Origin of the sequence: Plantibacter sp. CFBP 13570 (genome assembly GCF_014841395.1) — a bacterium.
GTDB lineage: Bacteria > Actinomycetota > Actinomycetes > Actinomycetales > Microbacteriaceae > Plantibacter > Plantibacter auratus.
On sequence record NZ_JACYTW010000113.1, the window covers coordinates 1 to 5,615 of the forward strand.

Sequence of the window (5,615 nt, forward strand, 5' to 3'; positions counted from 1 at the left end):
CGGTGCGGTGACGCGAGCGCCGCGGAATCGGCGTGGGCGCGCCCCGGGCGCGTGAGCGCGACCCTCTGGAGACCCGCGCTCACGCGGCTGGGCCGCGCTCGCGTCAGCGCACCGCGCTGGCAGCAACCCACACCGACGGGTTTCGTGAAAACCTATTGACCACTCGGGTTTCGCGCATATACTCAAAGCCGTGCAGTGATCGGTTTCCCGATCCTGCCAGGACAGCACCACCCGCGGGCCAGAGCCGGTCCGCAGCTCAGCGTTGAGAGGAACTCGGATGTCCAACCCGCCCCGCCGCCCCAAACCCACCGGCCAGCGTGCCTCGAGCGGCCCCTACGTCAGCCTCGTCACCGGCCCCTCAGGGCCCACGGAACGGGCGTCGAAACGGGTCGTCACCACCATGGCGCTCGCCCAGTTCGGTCTGTTCGTCGCCCTGCTCGCCCCGGTCACCGTGAGCCTGGCCCTCAAGACGCAGCAGCTCGTCCCGGGTGACCAGGCGGCGGTCGTCAACGGCAACGTCCTCTCCATCGCCGCCCTGTTCGCCCTCGTCGCGAACCCGGTGATCGGCCGCCTGTCCGACATCACGCTCTCGCGCTTCGGCCGCCGCCGCCCATGGATGTTCCTCGGCGCGATCGGCTTCGTCGCGTCGCTCACGATCGTCGCCCTCGCGCCGAACGTCCCCGTCCTCATCGCCGGGTGGTGCCTCGCCCAGCTGACTGGCAACGCCATCCTCGGCCCGCTGCTCGCGACCATCGCCGACCAGGTCCCGCCGGAACAGCGCGGGAGCGTGTCCGCGAACGTGGGGGTCATGCAGAACGTCGGCATCCTCGCGGCGGCCTTCGTGGCCAGCTGGTTCGTCACCGACATGCTGCTCCTCTTCGTCGCCCCGGCGGTCTTCGCGCTCATCACCGTGTGGCTGTACTGCTTCGTCCTGCCGGACCGCGCGATCACGACCCGACCGGACGTCGGCGGATGGAAGGGTCTGCTCTTCACCTTCTGGGTGAACCCGCTCAAGCACCCGGACTTCGGCTGGGTCTGGCTGTCGCGGTTCCTCCTGACGCTCGCGTCGTTCCTCTTCGTCGCGTTCCGCCTGTTCTTCCTGCAGGAGGAGGTCGGGCTGTCGCAGCAGGGCGCGGTCGACACCCTGACCATGGGTGTGCTGATCTACACGATCGCGCTCGTCGTCACCGCGAAGCTCGGCGGTTGGCTGTCGGACCGGATGCTCAACCGCAAGGTGTTCGTCATCGGGTCGACGGCGGTCTTCGCGCTCGGGCTCGTGCTGCTCGCCCACACCACGACGGTGCCCATGTTCTACGTCGTCGAGGCGATCATGGGAGCGGCGTACGGCGTGTACGTCGCGGTGGACACCGCCCTCGTCGTGGACGTCCTGCCGAACCCGGACGACGCGGCGAAGGACCTCGGTGTCCTCAACATCGCAAACGCCCTGCCGCAGTCGCTCGCCGGCGCGGTGGGTGCGTTCCTCCTCGGACTCGGCGCGGTCGGCAACAACTACACGGCCCTGTTCTGGGGCGCCGGAGTGATCGCCGTGCTCGGCGCGCTGACGATCCTGCCGGTCCGACACCGCATGACCCGGAACGCCGACGGGACCATCACCGGATCGATCGCGACCCGTGGGTGACCCCGGTCACGCCTCCCGCACCCCGATCACCAGCTCCACTCCATCACCCAGCGACGCCAAGGACGGCGTCAGAACGGACGGCAACACCATGACCGCACCAGCGCTCTCCGTGCAGCTCTACAGCATCAAGGAGCACCTCGACCAGGGACTCGACGACGCCCTCGCCCGACTCGCCGGCATGGGTCTGCGCGACGTCGAGGCCTTCGACTTCGTCTCTCGTGCGCCCGCGCTCCGTGAGGCCTTCGACCGCCACGGGCTCGCCGCCCGTACCGGGCACGCCACGCTCCTCTCCGACGAGATCCGCTTCGGCGACCAGGTCATGCCGGTCGCCCCACCGGAGGAGGTCTTCGCGGCCGCGAAGGCCCTCGGCCTCGAGATCATCATCGACGCGTTCGTGAGCCCCGATCGCTGGCTCGACGAAGCCGCCGTCGCCGACACGGCGTCCCGCCTGAACGCCGCAGCGGAGCGCGCCGCCGACCACGGTCTCCGCGTCGGCTACCACAACCACTCCCAGGAGTTCGTCGCATCGTTCGGCGGACGCAGCGCGTTCGAGGTCTTCGCCGATCAGCTGCGTGACGACGTCGCGCTCGAGGTCGACCTGTTCTGGGCGGCGACCGCCGGTCAGGACGTCCCCGCGCTGCTCGGCCGCCTCGGCGACCGCGTCCAGGCGCTCCACGTCAAGGACGGCCTGCTGCCCGCCGACCCGTTCGCCCCCGGCGCCGCGCCCTTCGTGCCGACGAGTCTCGACCAGCGACCGTTCGGGCAGGGCGAGGTCCCGCTGCGCGAGTCGCTCGCCGCAGCGCCCTCGGCCCGGTTCGCGATCATCGAGTTCGACCACTACGGCGCCGGCGACATCTTCGACGGTGTGCAGGCGAGCGTCGACGCGCTCGTCGCCGAACAGCTCGTCTCGACCGAAGCGGTGGTCCGCTGATGCCCGCGGCAGCGCACGGCACGGCGCCCGCGGCAGCGCAGGGCACGACGGCACGCGCTCCGCAGGGCAGCGGCCCGGTCGGCGTCGGGTTCATCGGCACCGGCATGATCAGCGACACCTACCTCGAGCACCTCACCTCGTTCCCCGACGTCCACGTCGTGATCCTCGGCGACCTCGACGTCGACCGCGCGAAGGCCCAGGCCGAGAAGTGGGGCGTCGGCGAGTGGGGGACCGCCGACGACGTCCTCGCACACCCGGACGTCGAGCTCGTCGTGAACCTCACGATCCCCGCCGTCCACGCGCAGGTCGCCTCGCAGGTGCTCGCCGCCGGCAAGCACGTGTGGACGGAGAAGCCGATCAGCGTCGACCGTGCGAGCGGGCTCGCGCTCCTCGAGCAGGCCGACGCCGCGGGACTCCTCGTCGGCATCGCGCCGGACACGGTGCTCGGCCCGGGCGTCCAGTCCGCGCGTCGCGCCATCGCCCGCGGTGACATCGGTCAGCCGCTCACCGCCCAGACCGTCATGCAGTACGCGGGGCCGGACATCTTCCACCCGAACCCGGAGTTCCTGTTCGCGAAGGGTGGCGGGCCGCTGTTCGACATGGGGCCGTACTACCTGACGACGCTCGTGCAGGTGTTCGGTTCGGTCGCCTCGGTGTCGGCTGCGGGCTCCCGTGGGCGTGCGACGCGGACGATCCAGCAGGGCGACCGCGTCGGCACCGAGTTCGCCGTCGAGGTGCCGACGCACGTCAGCGCCATCGCCCGCTTCGTGGACGGCGGCGTGAGCCAGAGCGTCTTCAGCTTCGAGTCACCGCTCGCGAAGATGGGCGTCGTCGAGATCACCGGCACCGAGGGGACGCTCGTGATCCCCGACCCGAACATGTTCACGGGCGAGGTGCGGATCACTCGCACGGCGCCCATCGAGCGGATGCAGCAGGACCCGGAGTGGGAGATCGTGCCGACCGAGGGCGTCCTCGCCGGCCGCGGCACCGGGGTCCTCGACCTCGCCCGGGCGATCCGTTCCGGCGGCACGCCGCTCGCTTCGGGCGCGCTCGGCTTCCACGTGCTCGACACGCTCGTCTCGATCGACGAGTCCGTGGTGTCCGGTCAGACCGTCGACGTGGCGAGCCGGGTCGCGTCGGTCCCGCTCGTCGCGGAGGACTGGGACCCGTTCGCCGCAACACTCTGAGCGCGGTGAGCCGAGCGGCCACGAGCAGAACAGAACCGAGCAGCATCGGACCAGGCTGAGCAAGCCCCCGGTGGTGTCCGTCGCCCCACGTACGCTGAGGCGATGGACACCACCGGCCCGAGCGCCGCCGAGCACGACGACGAAGCGACCACCGGCCGACGACGATGGATCCTCACCGGCCAGCTCGGCCCGGCGTTCGACGACGGCGGACCGATCCTGCTCATCGAATCGAAGTCCACCTTCACGAAGCGACCGATGCACCGGGCGAAGGCGCACCTCTTCCTCTCGGCCATCCGACATCGTGCGGCGGAACTCGGCGACCGGGCGGAGTTCCACCAGGTCGACCGCTACGAGGAGGTCGTCGAGGTCGGCGCCGACCTCGAGGTGATCGACCCACCCTCGTGGACGGCTCGGCGCTTCGTCCGCGAGCGCGGCCTCCGGGTGCTCCCGAGCCGCGGCTTCGTGACCTCGGAACCGGACTTCGCGGCCTGGGCGTCGACGCGGGACGGCAAGCGGCTCCTCCTGGAGGACTTCTACCGCACGGTGCGGGAGCGGACCGGGATCCTCATGCGCGGCGACCAGCCGGAGGGCGGCCGCTGGAACTACGACCACGACAACCGGAACCCGCCGCCGAAGGGAGCCGCCCGGCTCGGTCTGCCCGAACCGCTCTGGCCCGAGGAGGACGACATCGACGCGGAGGTCCGGGAGGACCTCGACCGGTGGCAGCGCGACGGACTGGTCCAGCTGGTCGGTGATGACGGGCCCCGACGCTTCGCGGCCACGGCGGCCGAGGCGGAGGCGGCGCTCGCGGACTTCATCGAGACGAGGCTCGGCGACTTCGGCCCGTTCGAGGACGCCATGCTCGGCGGCGACTGGACGATGGCGCACTCCCTGCTGAGCGCGCCGCTCAACCTCGGCCTGCTCGACCCGCGCGACGCCGTCGAGACCGTGGTCGCCGAGTACCACGCCGGTCGTGCACCGCTGTCGAGCGTCGAGGGCTTCACCCGCCAGATCATCGGCTGGCGCGACTACGTCTGGCATCTCTACTGGCACCTCGGCGAGCCGTACCGGACGAGTCACAACGCCCTCGGAGCACACGAGCCGCTCCCGCGCCAGTTCCGCGAACTCGACGCCGCCGCCATCCAGTCCAACTGTCTCCGCGAGACGATCGACGGGATGCGTCGCCACGGTTGGGCGCATCACATCCAGCGGCTCATGGTGCTCGGCAACTGGGCCCTGCAGCATGGATACGACCCGGTCGCACTCAACGACTGGTTCATCGACATGTTCGTCGACGGCACCCCCTGGGTGATGCCCGCGAACGTCATCGGCATGTCGCAGCACGCGGACGGCGGCATCGTCGCGACGAAGCCCTACGCCTCGGGTGGCGCGTACATCGACAAGATGTCCGACTACTGCGGTGGGTGCGCCTTCAATCCCAAGGTGCGGCTGGGCGAGGACGCCTGCCCCTTCACCGCCGGGTACTGGGCCTTCCTCGACCGCGTGGAACCGCGCATCCGGCACAACACCCGCATGGCACAACCGCTGGCCGGGATGCGCCGACTGTCCGACCTGCGCGCCGTCGTCGACCAGGAGCACACCCGCGAACAGTGGTGATCGGAGCAGTCGTCCAGCCCTCGCACGACCCCTCGACCGGTGGGGAACGCGTCGCTAGGCTCGGCACATGACGCCCAGTGATGCAGCATCCGACCCGCAGATCGCCGCACTCCAGGCTGCCGCCGCCCAAGCCCAGGCCGAGCTCGAAGCCGCCCAGGCGCAGGCGGCACTCGCCGCAGCCAAAGTGAAGGCGGCCGAGGCGGCAGCGGCGCTCGCCGGGGCCGGGATCACGGCGTCGGGC

Annotated in this window: 4 protein-coding genes; all 4 read left to right on the forward strand. The window is 70.7% G+C overall.

The window, feature by feature from the left end:
• The first annotated feature begins 277 nt into the window (after positions 1 to 277).
• The 4 genes from IFT89_RS19465 to IFT89_RS19480 all read left to right on the forward strand — a co-directional run bounded on the left by IFT89_RS19465 (position 278) and on the right by IFT89_RS19480 (position 5,374).
• The gene (locus IFT89_RS19465; RefSeq protein WP_202939794.1) at positions 278 to 1,639 is read left to right on the forward strand and encodes an MFS transporter; all 1,362 of its coding nucleotides are present in this window, start codon (positions 278 to 280) and stop codon (positions 1,637 to 1,639) included.
• 88 nt (positions 1,640 to 1,727) lie between these two features.
• Positions 1,728 to 2,570 (forward strand): sugar phosphate isomerase/epimerase family protein, encoded by an 843-nt coding sequence (locus tag IFT89_RS19470; RefSeq protein WP_202939795.1) that lies wholly within the window; start codon positions 1,728 to 1,730, stop codon positions 2,568 to 2,570.
• Positions 2,570 to 3,757: a Gfo/Idh/MocA family protein gene (locus tag IFT89_RS19475; RefSeq protein WP_202939796.1), complete on the forward strand. Its 1,188-nt coding sequence runs from the start codon at positions 2,570 to 2,572 to the stop codon at positions 3,755 to 3,757. The genes IFT89_RS19470 and IFT89_RS19475 overlap by 1 nt, the downstream gene beginning before the upstream one ends.
• Before the next feature lie 102 nt (positions 3,758 to 3,859).
• Complete coding sequence (locus IFT89_RS19480; protein ID WP_202939797.1) at positions 3,860 to 5,374, forward strand: cryptochrome/photolyase family protein; 1,515 nt, start codon at positions 3,860 to 3,862, stop codon at positions 5,372 to 5,374.
• Positions 5,375 to 5,615 lie beyond the last annotated feature (241 nt).